This is a genomic window from Actinoplanes sp. CA-131856, assembly GCF_050956135.1.
Classification (GTDB): Bacteria; Actinomycetota; Actinomycetes; order Mycobacteriales; family Micromonosporaceae; genus Actinoplanes.
In genome coordinates this window covers 8758421-8773563 of sequence record NZ_CP191849.1, presented here as the reverse complement: position 1 = coordinate 8773563, position 15143 = coordinate 8758421, and the positions used below count along the sequence as shown (strand labels likewise).

The window sequence follows — 15143 nt, the reverse complement described above, 5'->3', positions numbered from 1 at the left end:
GGTCGGGCGGGAACGTGCCTTACGGCCGGGCCCGGTGCGAGCGAATCATCGAGGTATGACGAACGCGCTTCTGGTAATCGACGTGCAGGAATCGTTCCGGCAGCGGCCGCTGTGGGCGACGCTGAACAATCCCGCGCTCATCGGCAACGTGCGGCGGCTGGTCGAGGCGGCGCGGGCGGCCGGCGACAAGGTCGTGTGGGTGCTGCACGCCGAGCCGGGCAGCGGCGGGCTCTTCGATCCGGAGAACGGGCACGTCCGGCTGATGGCCGAGCTCGAGCCGGCCAAGGACGAGACCGTCGTGACCAAGACCTCGCACAACGCCTTCACCACGACCAACCTCCAGCAATTGCTGACGGCGGCCGGCGTGACCTCGGTGGCGGTGACCGGTCTGCGCACCGAGCAGTGCGTGGAGACGACGGCCCGGGTCGCCTCCGACTTCGGATACGAGGTCACCTATCTCACCGACGCCACCGGCACCTTCCCGATCCCGCACTGGACGGCACCGGCCGACCAGACCGTCGAGGAGCTGCTGGCCGACCCGCGTACGCTGGCGGCGGCGGACGTCGTGGCCCGCACCGAGTACGCGCTCGCCGGGCGGTTCGCCACCGTCCGTACGGTCGCCGACTATCTGGGGGAGTGACCGGATCGTGCAGCGCGTCGTCTTCGTCCTGACGCCGCAGTTGCATCTGCTCGATCTCGCGGGCCCGGCGCAGGTCTTCCGGACGGCGCCGGGCTACTCGCTGCACTACGTGGCCGCGTCCGCCTCCGTTCCCACCTGGCAGGGCGTCTCCCTGGAGGCCGCCGTCGAGTGGCCGGCGCTGTCCGCGGACGACCTGGTGCTGGTGCCGGGCTGGCGGGACGGCTTCGACCCGCCCGGTCCGGCCCTGCTGGCCCGGGTGGCGGCCCATCACGAGGCCGGCGGCACGGTCGCGAGCGTCTGCTCGGGGGCGTCCGCGCTCGGGCTGGCCGGACTGCTCGACGGCCGGCGCTGCACCACCCACCACGATCTCCAGGAGACCCTGGCCCGCCGGCATCCGCGGGCCACGGTGGTCCGCGACGTGCTCTACGTCAGCGACGGCCGAGTGGTCACCTCGGCCGGCATCGCCAGCGGCATCGACCTGGCCCTGCACCTGGTCGCCCAGCGGCACGGCCCGGCCGTGGCGGCCCGGGTGGCCCGCGAGATGGTCGTCTACGCCCGGCGCAACGGCGACGAGCGGCAGGCGTCGGCCATGCTGCGCCACCGCGGCCACCTCAGCGACGTCGTGCACCGCGTGCAGGACCGCATCGACGCGTCGTTCACCGCACCCCTGCCCCTGTCCGACCTGGCCTCGGGGGCCGGGGTGAGCGAGCGCACGCTGACCCGCCTCTTCGAGGCCGCGACCGGCCGGACCCCGCTGCGCTATCAGCAGCAGCTGCGCGTCGAGCGCGCCGAATATCTGATCGGGCACGGCACGACGGTCGAGGCCGCCGCCCGCGCCGTCGGCTTCGGCGACGCCCGCATGCTGCGCCGCCTACGCGCCCGCGCCGGCTGACCGCCCGTCGATGACGACCCGCAGCTTCCACCCGGCCCGGGCGGCGCTGTCGCCGGTGGTGTCAGCGAGCCCGTTCCGTCCGAACGGGATTGCCCCGCACCAGGTCGTCGTGGATCTGCCAGCGTGACGTCTCGGCGGCCCGGGCGGCGGACTCGTCGCCCTCCTGGAGGCGGGCGCGCAGGCGGCGCAGGGCGACGGCCCGGTTGAGGGAGAACTGACGCTCGGTGTCGGCCACGACCACCAGGCCGGTGGGGCGGTGGGTGGCCCGGACGGCCGTGCTCGCCTTGTTGCGGTGCTGGCCGCCCGGGCCGCCGGTGCGGACGGCGACGATGTCGACGTCGTCCTCCGAGAACGGCGTCTCCGGCGCCCCCAGCTCGCACGGCTGGGCGATGACATACCAGTTCTTGCGGCCCGTCGACCGGTACGGGCTCGGGCCCTGCCAGCACAACGTGCCGGTCCAGGAGGCGGCGAAGTCGTCGTCGCCGGTCAGCTTCACCACCGCCGACCGCAGCGTGCCCGGGCGGTCGCCCGGGACCGCCGAGACACGCGCGCAGCGCACGCCGTGGCGTCCGGCGTCGGCCTCCAAGCGCTGGAGCAGGCGGGCCACGGCCCACGAGCACTCGACCGGCCCCCGGCCCGCCGACAGCATCAGGTGCACGGTCATCAGCGGGCCACCGTCTTGTAGGTGACCAGCGGGACGGTGACCGCGGCCGGGGTGGCCAGGTGGTGCGCGGTCAGGTCGCCGACGACCTGCTCGATGCGCTTGTACGCGGTCGGGGCCTCCTCGAACAGGAGCTGACGGTCGCCGCAGACGACGATCGAGCCGAGCGGCGTCCGGCGCAGCTCCTCTACCGTGTGCTTGGCCTTGCCCCGGCGCAGGGCGTCGGAGCGGGACATCTTGCGGCCGGCGCCGTGCGCCACCGAGTAGTTGGCCTCGGGACCGGCGTGCCCGGCCACCAGATAGGATGGCGTGCCGCGGGTGCCGGCGACCAGCACGTCGCGGCCGTCGCCCCGGGCCGCGCCCTTGCGGTGCAGATAGGCGCCGTCGCGGACCTCGACCGAGTTGTGGCACTCGTCGACGATCGGCTCCTCGGGGGTGGCGCCGAGGGCGAGGGCGACGCGGGCGGCCATCAGGCGCCGGTTGAGCGATCCCCAGCGCACCGCGTCGTCGTGGGCGGCCAGATAGGCCTCCGGGTCGGCCGCCGGGCCGGCGCCGTGCACCTCGGTGTGCGCGCGCAGGATCCGCTCGCCGAGGCCACGGGAGCCACTGTGGACGATCAGGACCAGGTCGCCGCGCTCCAGGCGGGGCCGGTCCGCGTGCACGGTGTCGACGCGGGCCAGCTCGACGAAGTGGTTGCCGCGCCCGACCGTGCCGAGGTGGTCGGTGTGGCCGGCCGGGACGCTCGTCCCGACGTACGACCAAGCGAGATCGTCGATCTCGGGGGAACGGTCGAGGTCGGGGAACCGCCGGGCCAGCTTCTCGGGAACGGGGCGCTTGAGCCGGATCGGGAAGACCGCGATGCCACAGCCGATGTCGGAGCCGACCAGGAACGGATAGAGAACCGTGGAGAGCATGGCGGCGCCGATCGGAGCGCCCTTGCCGGGGTGCAGATCAGGCATGCCGGCCACGTGGAGCATGCCGTCGAGGGCGGCCACCTGGTGGCACTGGTCGACGGCGGCGGACTCGATCCAGCTGGACGGAGACGCGAAGACAGAAACGCTCGCTGACAAAACAGACGCTCTTTCGAGAGAAAGGGTGAAGAGGGGAGGCGTCGATGCTTCGTCAGTACGTCATGGCGATAACTGTTCCTGGGAACGGGCCATCTGCCAACTGATTTATTAGGCTTCAGGGATGACGGCCGGGTTGGTGCTCGCGGCGGGGGCGGGACGGCGTTACGGCATGCCCAAGGCGCTGGTGCGTTATCCCGGGAAGCTTCTCGTGGAGCGCGCGGTCGACACCCTGCGCGAGGCGGCGCTGTCTCCCATCGTGGTCGTCCTCGGTGCGCAGGCCGAGCTTGTCCAGGCGACCGCGCCCGACCTGCCCGGCGTGGTGATCAACGCGGATTGGGAGAGCGGGCTGGCCTCGTCACTCCGGGCCGGATTGGCCGCCCTGGAGACGACAGATGCCGACAGCGCCGTCGTGCTGCTGGTCGACATGCCGGGAGTGACGGCGGAAGCGGTACGCCGGGTCAGCGCGGCCGCCGGCGCGGATGCGCTCGTCATGGGTGGGTATGAAGGACGGCGTGGACATCCGGTGCTGCTCGGCCGGAAGCACTGGGCCGGTGTGGCGGCGACCGCCACCGGCGACTCGGGGGCGCGTGACTATCTGCGGGCCCACGCCGAGCTCGTCCGGGTGGTCGCGGTGGGAGACGTAGCCGATGATCTCGACCTCGACGTTCCGGAGTTGAATCCCCATGCGTGACGTTCTGGACCCCCTGCTCCGCTGGTTCCAGGCGGGCGAGCCGGTCGGCCTGGCCACCGTGACCGCCACCTGGTCGAGCGCGCCCCGTCAGCCGGGCGCGGCCATGGCCGTCGGCCCGGACGGCACGGTCGCCGGCAGCGTGTCCGGTGGCTGCGTCGAGGGCGCGGTCTACGAGATCTGCCGTGAGGTGGCCGAGACGGGCGAGGCCCGCACGGTCCGGTACGGGGTGAGCGACGACGACGCCTTCGAGGTCGGCCTGACCTGCGGCGGCACCATCGAGCTGCTCATCGAGCGGGTCGACCGCGACTCGGCGTGGCTGCCGTCGCTGGCCGCGAAGGTCGCCGCCAACGAGCCCGTCGCCCTGCTCACCCGCCTGGACGAGACGAGGGCCCGGCATCTGCTCATCACCCCCGAGGGGCGGACCGGGACGCTCGGCGGCGACCGGATCGACGACGCCGCCACCGACGACGGGCGCGGCCTGCTGGCCGCCGGCCGCACCGGCATGCTGCACTACGGCCCCAGCGGCGAGCGCCGCGGCGAGGGCCTGTCGGTGCTGGTCGGCTCGTTCGCGCCGCCGGCCCGCATGCTGGTCTTCGGCGCCACCGACCACGCGGCCGCGACCGCGCGCATCGGGTCGTTCCTCGGCTATCACGTGACGGTGTGCGACGCGCGCTCGGTCTTCGCCACCAATAAGCGTTTCCCGTCGGCCGACGAGGTCGTCGTCGACTGGCCCCACCGCTACCTTGCGGCCGAGGCCTCGGCCGGGCGGGTCGACGAGCGCACCGTCCTCTGTGTGCTGACCCACGACCCGAAGTTCGACGTGCCGGTGCTGGAGGTCGCGCTGCGGCTGCCGGTGGCCTACGTGGGCGCCATGGGCTCCCGCCGCACCCACGACGACCGGCTCAAACGCCTCGAGGAGACCGGGCTGACGGGCGACGAGGTGGCCCGCCTGGCCTCACCGGTCGGGCTCGACCTGGGCGCGCGCACCCCCGAGGAGACCGCGGTGAGCATCGCGGCCGAGATCGTGGCCCTGCGCTGGGGCGGTTCGGGCGCCCGGCTCACCACCACGGCCGGGCGCATTCACGGTCTCATCCCCGAAAACCCCTGATCGCGGCCAGCCCCAGCGCCGTCCGCGGGTGATAGGCCGTGCGCCACAGCCCGCCGTGCGCCGCCCCGGCCGCCTCGTCGCGCCAGGCCTCGGCGGCGGCCGGCCGGGGATTGCGCAGCTGGTGGACCATCAGCACGGCCATCAGGCGGTTCGCGGTCTCCGGCTCGAAGACCTCGACGTCGAACAGGTGCGCGCCGGCGTAGGCGGCGGCCAGGATCCGGTTGGAGACGACCGATTTCGTGCGAGCCGGGGGCGCCACCGAGAAGCTGACCGCGCCGTCACGCCGGGCCAGCGTGGCCCGCCAGCGCTGGATGCGCTTGGCCAGCGCGTAGTTGGGGCCCTGCTGCGGGACGAGGCTGTCGTTGATGCCCGGCTCGGCGCCGTCGGCGTAGTTGGGCTGCAACAGCCGCCCACCGGAGAGGGCGCCGGCCACCCGGGCCGCCCGCGACCGCTCCCGGAAGCGCCGGGCCGACTGCTCGACCGCCGACGGTGGCACCGCGAAGACGTCGGTCGGCGTGGCCAGGAAGGCCAGGGCGACGTCGTCGCGGACCTTCGTGAGGTACGCCGCCAGCGCGTCCACGGTCACCGAGAGCTTGGTGTACGCGGCTCCGGGCGCGTAGACGTAGTTGCCCAGCGTCAGGCGCCCGCCCGGCCGCTCGGCCAGCCAGTGCGCCAGCGAGCCGGCGTCCTCCAGCAGGTCGACACCCCGGGGCACGATGAGCCGCCCGGCCGACCGGGCGGCCAGCGCGGAGATCCGCTCCTCGACGCGGGGCAGGTCGACCCCGATGACCGTGGCGCCCCATTCGAGCACCGCCGGCAGCGGGCCCATCTCGGCGCCCGCGCCCAGCACGACCAGCTGCTGGTCGCTCAGGTCGAGCCAGTCCGGGTTCTCGGCCACGGCCCGCACCGCGGTGGCGCAGGACTCCTCGATGACGCCCGACTCCACCCACTTGTCGAGCTGCCGGTCGAGTGTGGAGCCGCGGAGCAGCTCTCCGCCGTACGGCAAAGTGACCTCGCGCGACGGCTTCTCCCCGCCCTCGACCGTCACCGTCTCCAGTGGTCGCCCGGGCGCGCCGATCGGCACCGGCATCCGCTCGCGCACCGAGGCGAGCCCGGCCTCGGCGACCTCGTAGCCGCTGCCGCCGGCCGCGATCAGCTGCCGGAAGTGCCGCAGGTAGCCGCGCCGCCAATCGGACTCGGCGGCGGCCGCCTCGGCGGCCCCCGGGGAGACGGCGCGCAGGGCGTCCGCGACCACCGAACGCCCGAAGGCCGAGCTGCTGGGACGGCCGGAGGCGTCGGCCGGGAACGTGATCACGGGCGACATCCTCTCCTACCCCGGTAGGAGGCCGCCTCCGACCCGGGGCCACCGTCCGGGCCCGCGGCAGGAAGAGACGCCGGTCGAACGACGCGACGCTGCGAAGCATGACTACCACCACGCTCCGCGCCGGCCCACGGGGATGGAACCGGCCGCTGCTGGCGCTCACCGCCGCGATGGCCGTGCTGGTCCTCGTCACCGTGGCCGGCCTCGCCGTCGACGACCGGACCCTGCTCGGCGCGAACGTCTGGCTCAAGCCGTTCAAGTTCGCCGTCAGCTTCGCGGTGTACGGCTTCACGCTGGCCTGGATCCTCTCGGTGCTGCCGCGCCGCAGCCGCCTGGCCGAGTGGTCGTGCGCCCTGATCGTCGCCGTCTCGGTGATCGAGGTCGCGATCATCACCTTCCAGGCCGCCCGCGGCCACCGCAGCCACTACAACGACACGAACCCCTTCGACAGCCTCCTCTGGTCGATCATGGGCGCCTCGATCATGGTGCTGTTCGTGGCCCATCTCGTGGTCGCGGTCGTGGCCCTGCGGCAGCGCGTCCCCGACCGGGTCGCCGCCTACGGCATCCGCCTCGGCCTGCTCCTGGCCCTGCTGGGCTTCCTGGCCGCCGTGCCCATGGTGATGCCCATGGACACCGGCATCGCCGGCATCAGCGGCGCCCACGCGGTCGGTGTGCCCGACGGCGGCCCCGGCCTCCCGCTGACCGGCTGGAGCACCACCGGCGGCGACCTGCGCGTCGGCCACTTCATCGGCATGCACGGCCTCCAGGCGCTGCCCCTGCTGGCCTTCCTGCTCGGCCGCACCCGGCTCGCGGCCTCCGCGCGCGTGCGGCTGCTGGTGGTGGCGGCCACGGCGTACGGCCTCACGGTCTTGATCGTGACCTGGCAGGCGCTCCGCGGCCAGCCGCTGCTGGAGCCGGACGCCCTGACGCTGGCCGCCGCCGGGATCGTCGTGGTGGGAACGGCGGCGGCCGTCACCGCGGTCGTCCGCCGCGGCGCCTAGGCTGGCCGCCATGGGCTGGGTGGAGCGCCTCTTCGACCGGCGGGACGCCTGGCTGCGTCTCGTCCTGCTCGACCTGAGCGGGCTCGGCTATCTGTACCTCAACGAGCCCACCCGGCCGTCATCGCCGCAGCTGATCCTCGCGCTCGCCGCCTTCGTCCTGATCCTGGCCCTGATCCGGTGGCCGCTGGTCAGCCTGCTGGTGCAGACCGGCCTGCTCGTGGTGGCGCTCCTGCTGGTCGACGACCCGACGATCAACGTGGTCGGGTCGAGCTGGATGCTGGCCGAGGTGGTGGCCTGGGCCGGGCGCCCGGTCGTCTACTGGGCCGGCACGGCGCTGGTGCTCGTGGTCCACCTGGTGCTGGGCGGCGAGCGCCTGGTCGAGCTGCTGCTCCCGGTCGGCCTGCCGTTGCTGCTCGGGCTGGTCGTGCGCACCAGCCACGAGCTGGGCGAGCAGCGGCGCCGCCGGGAGGCCGAGGAGGCGCGGCGCCGCGAGTCGGAGGCGCGGGCCGACCGGGCCGACGAGCGGAGCGCGATCGCCCGGGAGCTGCACGACGTCGTGGCGCACCACGTGGCCTCGATGGTGTTGCGGGTCGGCGTGGCCCGTCATGTCGTGCCCGGCCTCGATCCCCGGATCGCCGCGGTCCTCGACGACGTCCACGGCACGGGCACGACCGCGCTGGCTGATCTGCGCCGTCTGGTCGCGGTCCTTCGGGACCCTTCGGCCGTACGGGGTGACGCGGCGTTCACGGCGATCGAGCCCGGCTCGCTGCCGGCCGCGCTCGGGGCGGCCGTGGACCGGGCCCGGATGACCGGCCTGACCGTGGAGGCCGACATCGACAAGGCGGTGAGCGGCCTGGACGCCGTACGGGCGATGGCCGTCCTCCGGCTGACCCAGGAGGCTCTGACCAACGTGGCCAAGCACGCGGGCCCGAGCGCCGTGGCCCGGCTGCGCGTGAGCGTCGAGGAGGAGAACGTGTCCTGGCAGGTCACCGACGAGGGCGGCGCGCCGCCCGCGCCCGTCCCGCCCGGCGGCGGCCACGGCCTGACCGGCATGCGCGAGCGCGTCGAGGTGCTGGGCGGTGAGCTGACCGCCGGCCCCGCCGGCCCCGGCTGGCAGGTGTCGGCTGTCCTGCCCGGGGGAGCGGTGCCGCTGTGATCCGGGTGCTTCTCGTGGACGACCAGCAGCTCATCCGGGCCGGGCTGCGGATGCTGTGCGACGCCGAGGGCGACCTCGAGGTGGTGGGTGAGGCCGGTGACGGCCGGGAGGCGATCACCCTGGCCGAGCGGCTCGCGCCCGACGTCGTGGTGATGGACCTGCGCATGCCCGGTGTCGACGGGATCAGCGCCACCAGCCGCATCCTGGCCGGCCGGCCCGCCACCCGGGTGCTGGTGCTGACCACGTTCGGCGACGACGACCACCTCTACCCGGCGCTCACCGCGGGTGCGGCCGGCTTCCTGCTCAAGGACGCGCCCCCGGCCGAGTTGCTCGACGGGATCAGGCGGGTCGCGGCCGGTGACAGCCCGTTCAGCCAGGACGTGCTGCGGCGCCTCGTGCGGCGGGCGGTCGGCGCCGGCACCGAGCGCCGCCGCCCGGTCGAGGGCCTGACCGCGCGCGAGCGCGACGTGTTGCGGCTGGTCGGCGAGGGTCTGTCCAACGCGGAGATCGCCGAGCGGCTGCACATCGGCGTGACCACCGTGAAGACCCACATCACGGCGCTGATGACGAAGACGAACAGCCCCAACCGCGTACGGCTGGCCCTGACCGCGCACCGGGCTTAGACCAGGACGGGCCCTGGACACACAGAAGGCCGGAGACCCGTGGCGGCGGTTCTCCGGCCCTGCTCTGCTCGGCCTCGCGGCCGCTGTCAAGCTATACGATCATCGCAACCCTGTCGCGCAGCGCGCCGCTCAGCCCTGGCGGCCGTTCCAGCGCGGGTTCTTCTTGTTGATCACGACCTGGCGGCCGCGGCGACGGGTGACGACGCTGCCCGGCTTGCTCTTGAGCGAACGCAGCGAGTTGCGGACCTTCATGGAAACTCCCTCTTTCCGCGCCGGGGGTTCACCTGACGCGATGAGAGTAACGCCGGTGCGAGGCGGTCTATTTCCGATTTCGGACCGACCGGTCCGCTGCTCTGGTTGCGGTCGCGGAGTGAACGTCCACCGATCTTCAAGTGGCCCGTTCCGGGCGCCGATGGCACCGGCATGCGCAAGCGAACCTTCGGGACCCTGGTCACCGCCGCCGTCGTCGCCGTGTCCGGCACGGCCGTACCCGCCCTGGCCGCCGCTCCCGAGGGGCCGGTCATCGGCGCCGGCGCGCCCGGCGCCATCCCCGGCCGCTACATCGTCACGCTCGACGAGAACGCCCCCAAGGGCGACGTCGCGGCGATGGCGGCCGGCAGCGACGGCGTCTTCGTGGCCGAGATGAGCGCGAAGCAGGCCCGCCGCCTCGCCGCCGATCCCGAGGTCCGCACCATCGAGCAGGACCGCCTGCTGCGCGTCGAGGGCACCCAGCGCAACCCCGGCTGGGGTCTCGACCGCATCGACCAGCGGCCCACCAAGCTCTCCAAGTCGTTCACGCCGACCGACGACGGCAGCGCCGTGCACGCGTACGTCATCGACACCGGCATCCGGATCACCCACTCGGAGTTCGCGGGCGGCCGGGCCACCTACGGCTACGACGCGGTCGACGGCGACACCTTCGCCGCCGACTGCAACGGGCACGGCACCCACGTGGCCGGCACCATCGGCGGCACCCGCTTCGGCGTGGCCAAGAAGGTGCGCCTGGTCGCCGTCCGGGTCCTCGACTGCGAGGGCGAGGGCTCGCTGTCGCAGGTCATCGCCGGCGTCAACTGGGTCACGGCCAACGCGGTCAAGCCGGCCGTGGCCAACATGAGCATGGGCGGCGCCTTCAGCCCGGCCCTGGAGTCCAGCATCCAGAAGTCCATCAACGCGGGCGTGACGTACGTGGTCGCGGCCGGCAACGAGGACGTCAACGCCACCAACGCCAGCCCCGCCGGCCTGCCCGCCGCGATCACCGTGGGCGCCACCGACAGCAAGGACCGCCGGGCAAGCTTCTCCAACTTCGGCGCGTCGCTCGACCTGTTCGCGCCGGGCGTGGGCATCCGCTCGTCGTACGCGTGGAGCAACACGGCCTCGGCCGTCATGGACGGCACCTCGATGGCCTCGCCGCACGTGGCGGGCGCGGCCGCGCTGGCGCTGGACGCCAACCCCGGGATGAGCCCGGCCCAGGTCCGCAACTACCTGGTCACGTACTCGACGAAGAACAAGGTCAAGGACGCCCACGGCTCACCCAACCGCCTGCTCTTCGTCCCGAAGCCGCCGGCCCGGCCGGCCATCAAGTCGAGCGGGATCGTGGTGGCGGCCCACCGCCCCGCGAAGATCACGTTGTCGGCGAGCCGTAAGGGCACGTGGACCGTCACGGCCGGCCGCCTGCCGGTGGGTGTGAAGCTCTCGCCGTCCGGCGTCGTCACCGGCACGCCGACGGCTCCCGGCACGCCGAAGGTCACTGTCAAATTCACCGATTTCGTGCCGTACGCCGTCACGCGCACCCTGGCCGTGACGATCCGCAACACCGTGCCGGTGATCAACCCGGTCGACATGCCGCAGGCCGTGGCCGGCGCCGATTTCGAGGCCGCGCTGAGCGTGGCCGACAAGCGAGCCGGCTCGTGGTCGGTGACCGCGGGCGCGCTGCCCGAGGGCCTGACATTGCTGCCGACCGGTGTCATCCAGGGAGTGCCGGCGGTCGCGGGCGCCGGAACCTTCACGGCGGCTTTCGCGGACGGCTGGGGCAACCGGGTGATCCGCACCTACACGATCGAGGTCGCCTGACCGGCCGGCCCGTCCCGCTCGACGACCGGGGGCACGGCATCGACGAGCGGGACGGGGGACCAGGTGCGGTGTGGTGCCTGGTCCGGCGTGGGCGGGGCGGATGCCTTCGGCCGAACCGATAATGAGGTTACGTATCCTGCCTCTCAAGGAGCTAGGACCACGCTGGGTAAAAGCTGAAAATCTTTCACCCGTTCACGCGCCCGTTGCCCCGGCCGCTTCAGGCGGCGAAGCCGGCCGCGTATTTCTCGGCGATCGCGGCGGTCTCCGGCAGGTCGGACTCGACCACCGGCAGGCCGGCCGCGACGTCCGCGCCGAGCTCGGTGAGCAGTTGCCGCAGCAGCGCCTCGGCCGCCGCGGCCTGCGGCGCCACGCCGGCGGTGACCACCGGCACCGCCCGCTTGCCGGCCAGGGCCCGCGCCGGCAGGTTGTCCAGAAGGACCTTGAGGACGCCGGTGTAGCTGCCCTTGTAGGTCGGGGTGGCGACGACCAGGACCTCGGCCCCGTTGATGGCCTCGAGGGCGGCCGCGGTCGCCTCGTCCCCGGGCGTCAGCAGGCCCGCGCCCAGCGCGCCGACCTCGATGACGGCCGGCACCCGACCGGTGGCGACCCGGCCGGCCAGGGCGGTGCCGACGGCGCCGGCGAGCACCGAGGTGCGCGAGCCCGGGCGGGGGTTTCCGGACACGACGACGATGCGACTCATGATTCTCCTTGGGGTGGATGGTTACGCGGCACGGCCGAGCTGGGTGTAGCGGCCGTCGTGATAGACGAGCGGAGCCGCGGCGTTGTCCTCGTGATGCCAGCCGTGCTCGGGGGTGGCCAGCACGATCGTGTGGTCACCGGCCTCGACGCGCTGTTCCACACGGCAGACGATGCGGGCCAGCACGCCGTCGAGCAGGGGCACCCCGCCCGGGCCGGGCTCCCATGAACCGTGTGTGGCGAAGCGGTCGATGTTCTTCGTCGCGAAGGTGCGGGCCACGTGTTCCTGCTCCTGGGTGAGCACGTGCACGGCGACCACTCCCGACGCCGCCACGGCCGGCCAGGCCGAGGCGGTGTGCGCGAGGCAGAACGAGACCAGCGGTGGGTCGAGGGAGACGGAGGTGAACGAGGTGGCGGTGAATCCGGCGGGGGACTGACCGGGTGCGCCGGGAGCGGTGATGACCACGACGGCGGCGGCGTGGCGGCGCAGCAGGGCCCGGAAGAGATCGGCGTCCACGAGCGAACTGACGGTCACGGGAGTCTCCTAAGAACGTCGCGTCCACAGGTTGAGATAGGGGACACGCATGACCCCACCGTGCGTCCCTGGTCCCGTGGATGTCAATGCTCTTCCCATATCCTAGTAAACCTAGGGGGTATGGTTGACATGGCGGCCTTGTGGCCCGCAAGGTTGGTCCATGTCCGCTCCCACGGTTCCTGTCGTACGGCAGTGGCATCGTGGTGCCGTGGCAACGGGAACGAACAGCTCGCACTGGGGTGCCTTCGGGGTCGGGGCCGACGGCTCGATCACGCCGCGGCCCGGTGATCCCGACCCGTCGCCCCTGCTCGGCAACATCCAGGGTGCCCAGCGTCACCGGTCCCGGGTGGCCCGTCCGTCGGTGCGCCGGCGGTCGGCCGGGCGCGGCTACGACTCGTACCAGGAAATCTCCTGGGATCTGGCTCTTGACCTGGTCGCCGAGGCGCTGCGGGAGACCCGTGAGCGGTGGGGTGACAGCGCGATCTTCGCGGGCTCCTACGGATGGGCCAGCGCCGGGCGGTTCCACCACGCGCCGTCCCAGCTGGGCGAGTGGCTCGCGATCCAGCCCGGCACCGACGTGGCGCTCATGTTCGCCCTGGCCCACCAGATCGCGGCCGACGGCCGGGCCGACCTCGCCTTCCTCGACCGGTTCACGGTCGGCGGCCGGCGGTTCCTCGAGTCGGTGCGGGAGCGCACGCCGGCCTGGGCCTCGGCCGTCTGCGGCGTGCCCGAGGAGGCGATCGTAGGGCTGGCCCGGCGGATGGCGGCCGGCCGCACCTTCATCACCGTGAGCTGGTCGCTCCAGCGGGCGCCGTCGGGCGAGCAGCCGATCTGGGCCGGTCTCGCGCTGGCCGCGGTGCTCGGCCAGATCGGCTTGCCGGGTGGGGGCTTCGGTCACGGGTACGGCTCGACGGGCAACACCGGTGGCGGCCGGCTCCCTTACGGCCTGCCCAGCTTCCCGCGGGTGCCGAACCCGGTCACCGACTTCATCCCGGTCGCCAAGATCTCCGACCTGCTGCTGCGGCCGGGCGAGGAGTTCGAGTACGACGGCGGCCACCACACCTATCCGGACGTCAAGCTCGTCTACTGGGCCGGCGGCAACCCGTTCCACCATCATCAAGACCTGGCCCGGCTGCGGCGCGCGTTCCAGCGGCCCGAGACGGTGATCGTGCAGGAGCCGTTCTGGACGGCGACCGCGCGGCACGCCGACATCGTGCTGCCGGTCACCACCACCCTCGAGCGCGACGACTTCGGGGTCAGCCACGGCGACACCCACGTGATCGCCATGCGGGCGGTCGCGGAGCCCTACGGGTCGGCCCGCAACGAGTACGACATCTTCGCCGCCCTGGCCGGGCGGCTCGGCTACGGCGAGGCCTTCACCCAGGGGCGCTCCAGCGAGGAGTGGCTGCGTCATTTGTACGGGCGATGGCGTGCCGAGCCGAAAATGCCGTTCGACGAGTTCTGGGCCGCCGGGGAGATGGAGCTGCCGGGGCGGCGCGACGACACGGTGCTGTTCGCCGGGTTCCGCGCGGGCGAGCCACTGGACACGCCGAGCGGGCGCATCGAGCTCTACTCGGCGACAGTGGCCGGGTTCGGATATCCCGAATGCCCGGGATACCCGGTCTTCGAGCCCGGGCCGCGCTCACCGGCGTACGGGGAAATGGTCTTGATCTGCAATCAGCCCGCCACGCGCCTGCACTCCCAGCTCGACATGGGCGGGTTCTCGCAGGCCGCGAAGCGGTCCGGTCGTGAGCCGGTGCGGATGCACCCGGCCGACGCCGCCGCCCGGGGCATCGCCGACGGTGACGTGGTGCGGATCCACAACGAGCGCGGCAGCGTGCTGGCCGGCGTGACGCTCAGCGACGACTGCCGGCCCGGCGTGGCCCAGCTGTCGACCGGCGCGTGGTTCGACCCGTCGGCGCCCGAGGTCGCCACCTGCGTGCACGGCAACCCGAACGCGCTCACCGAGGACGCCGGCACCTCCCGGCTGGCCCAGGGCTGCACCGGCCAGGTGACCTCGGTCCTGATCTCCCGGTTCGGCGGTGCCCCGCCGCCGGTCCGGGCCTACGATCCGCCGCTGTGATCTGCGCGTGTTCTAGCCTATCGAACAGATAGGAAATGTATTATTCGAGCGGCCTACCGGCCGCACCCCCCGAGGAGGACCCACATGTCCGCGCTCGCCGTCGCCCACCCGGCCGTGCCACGCTCCCGCATCACCCGCCTGCGACCGGTGCCCGACATCACCGAGCCTCCGGTCACGGTGACCATCAGCATCGCCGGGGGCGAGGGCGCCGGCCGTGACCGGGTGCTGGCCGCGCTGCGCGACCTGGTCCACGCGGCCGGCACGGCGGTCGAGCTGGCCGTCGAGCCGGCCGGCGGCGCCGCGCTGCGCCTCGACCCGAAAGCCCGCACCGCCACCCGTGACGGGCAGCCGCTCGACCTGAGCCGCCTCGAGTACGACCTGCTGCTCTTCCTGGCCCGCCACCCGCGGCAGGTGTTCAGCCGCAGCCAGCTGCTGGCCCAGGTGTGGGGTCACACCCACACCACCAACCGGACGGTCGACGTGCACGTCAGCCGTCTGCGCACCAAGCTGTCCGACCCCGAGGTCGTCACCACGGTCTACGGGCTCGGCTACCGTCTTGCCGACGACGCTGTCGTCGTCGTGTCTTCCTGATCGGG

16 protein-coding genes are annotated in these 15143 nt (G+C 73.1%); 10 read left to right on the top strand and 6 right to left on the bottom strand.

Going from position 1 to position 15143, the window contains the following annotated elements:
* Positions 1–55: 55 nt before the first annotated feature.
* Together ACQP2X_RS40060 and ACQP2X_RS40055 are read left to right on the top strand one after the other, a co-directional pair.
* A complete protein-coding gene (locus tag ACQP2X_RS40060; protein WP_498690846.1) occupies positions 56–640 on the top strand; it encodes an isochorismatase family protein in 585 nt (194 codons plus the stop codon).
* A 7-nt stretch (positions 641–647) separates the two neighbouring features.
* Complete coding sequence (locus tag ACQP2X_RS40055) at positions 648–1532, top strand: GlxA family transcriptional regulator (RefSeq protein ID WP_498690844.1); 885 nt, start codon at positions 648–650, stop codon at positions 1530–1532.
* Between the two features lie 61 nt (positions 1533–1593).
* Here the strand turns inward: ACQP2X_RS40055 and prfH are convergent, their stop codons facing one another.
* Both prfH and ACQP2X_RS40045 read right to left on the bottom strand, forming a co-directional pair.
* Positions 1594–2196 carry a peptide chain release factor H gene (gene prfH, locus ACQP2X_RS40050; RefSeq protein ID WP_498690843.1) on the bottom strand — a complete coding sequence of 201 codons (603 nt, stop codon included), beginning with the start codon at positions 2194–2196 and terminating at the stop codon, positions 1594–1596.
* Positions 2196–3263: an RNA ligase RtcB family protein gene (locus tag ACQP2X_RS40045; RefSeq protein WP_498690842.1), complete on the bottom strand. Its 1068-nt coding sequence runs from the start codon at positions 3261–3263 to the stop codon at positions 2196–2198. The genes prfH and ACQP2X_RS40045 overlap by 1 nt, the downstream gene beginning before the upstream one ends.
* Positions 3264–3384: 121 nt before the next feature.
* On the opposite strand from ACQP2X_RS40045, the gene ACQP2X_RS40040 reads away from it, so the two are divergent.
* Together ACQP2X_RS40040 and ACQP2X_RS40035 are read left to right on the top strand one after the other, a co-directional pair.
* Complete coding sequence (locus ACQP2X_RS40040) at positions 3385–3954, top strand: nucleotidyltransferase family protein (protein WP_498690841.1); 570 nt, start codon at positions 3385–3387, stop codon at positions 3952–3954.
* Positions 3947–5062, top strand: a complete 1116-nt coding sequence (locus ACQP2X_RS40035) for an XdhC family protein (protein ID WP_498690840.1) — start codon at positions 3947–3949, stop codon at positions 5060–5062. The genes ACQP2X_RS40040 and ACQP2X_RS40035 overlap by 8 nt, the downstream gene beginning before the upstream one ends.
* Here the strand turns inward: ACQP2X_RS40035 and ACQP2X_RS40030 are convergent.
* Positions 5043–6386: a hypothetical protein gene (locus ACQP2X_RS40030; protein ID WP_498690838.1), complete on the bottom strand. Its 1344-nt coding sequence runs from the start codon at positions 6384–6386 to the stop codon at positions 5043–5045. The genes ACQP2X_RS40035 and ACQP2X_RS40030 overlap by 20 nt on opposite strands.
* Positions 6387–6484: 98 nt before the next feature.
* Here ACQP2X_RS40030 and ACQP2X_RS40025 point away from each other — a divergent pair, with 98 nt between their 5' ends.
* The 3 genes from ACQP2X_RS40025 to ACQP2X_RS40015 are packed head-to-tail and all read left to right on the top strand — an operon-like array spanning position 6485 to position 9163.
* Positions 6485–7384 (top strand): hypothetical protein, encoded by a 900-nt coding sequence (locus ACQP2X_RS40025; protein WP_498690836.1) that lies wholly within the window; start codon positions 6485–6487, stop codon positions 7382–7384.
* 10 nt (positions 7385–7394) lie between these two features.
* Positions 7395–8540, top strand: a complete 1146-nt coding sequence (locus ACQP2X_RS40020) for a sensor histidine kinase (protein WP_498690835.1) — start codon at positions 7395–7397, stop codon at positions 8538–8540.
* Positions 8537–9163 carry a response regulator transcription factor gene (locus tag ACQP2X_RS40015; RefSeq protein WP_498690834.1) on the top strand — a complete coding sequence of 209 codons (627 nt, stop codon included), beginning with the start codon at positions 8537–8539 and terminating at the stop codon, positions 9161–9163. The genes ACQP2X_RS40020 and ACQP2X_RS40015 overlap by 4 nt, the downstream gene beginning before the upstream one ends.
* Before the next feature lie 129 nt (positions 9164–9292).
* On the opposite strand, the gene ACQP2X_RS40010 is transcribed toward ACQP2X_RS40015, so the two are convergent.
* Complete coding sequence (locus ACQP2X_RS40010) at positions 9293–9415, bottom strand: ribosomal protein bL36 (protein ID WP_127501833.1); 123 nt, start codon at positions 9413–9415, stop codon at positions 9293–9295.
* A gap of 171 nt (positions 9416–9586) precedes the next feature.
* Between ACQP2X_RS40010 and ACQP2X_RS40005 the strand changes: the two genes are divergently transcribed.
* Positions 9587–11233, top strand: coding sequence for a S8 family serine peptidase (locus tag ACQP2X_RS40005; protein WP_498690833.1), 1647 nt, complete (start codon positions 9587–9589; stop codon positions 11231–11233).
* A gap of 217 nt (positions 11234–11450) precedes the next feature.
* Here the strand turns inward: ACQP2X_RS40005 and ACQP2X_RS40000 are convergent, their stop codons facing one another.
* Both ACQP2X_RS40000 and ACQP2X_RS39995 read right to left on the bottom strand, forming a co-directional pair.
* Positions 11451–11933 (bottom strand): NADPH-dependent FMN reductase, encoded by a 483-nt coding sequence (locus ACQP2X_RS40000; protein WP_498690832.1) that lies wholly within the window; start codon positions 11931–11933, stop codon positions 11451–11453.
* A gap of 21 nt (positions 11934–11954) precedes the next feature.
* Positions 11955–12464 (bottom strand): flavin reductase family protein, encoded by a 510-nt coding sequence (locus tag ACQP2X_RS39995; RefSeq protein ID WP_498690830.1) that lies wholly within the window; start codon positions 12462–12464, stop codon positions 11955–11957.
* A 208-nt stretch (positions 12465–12672) separates the two neighbouring features.
* Here ACQP2X_RS39995 and ACQP2X_RS39990 point away from each other — a divergent pair, with 208 nt between their 5' ends.
* Complete coding sequence (locus ACQP2X_RS39990; RefSeq protein ID WP_498690829.1) at positions 12673–14547, top strand: molybdopterin-dependent oxidoreductase; 1875 nt, start codon at positions 12673–12675, stop codon at positions 14545–14547.
* Between the two features lie 84 nt (positions 14548–14631).
* Positions 14632–15138 carry a winged helix-turn-helix domain-containing protein gene (locus ACQP2X_RS39985; protein ID WP_498690828.1) on the top strand — a complete coding sequence of 169 codons (507 nt, stop codon included), beginning with the start codon at positions 14632–14634 and terminating at the stop codon, positions 15136–15138.
* Positions 15139–15143: the final 5 nt, after the last annotated feature.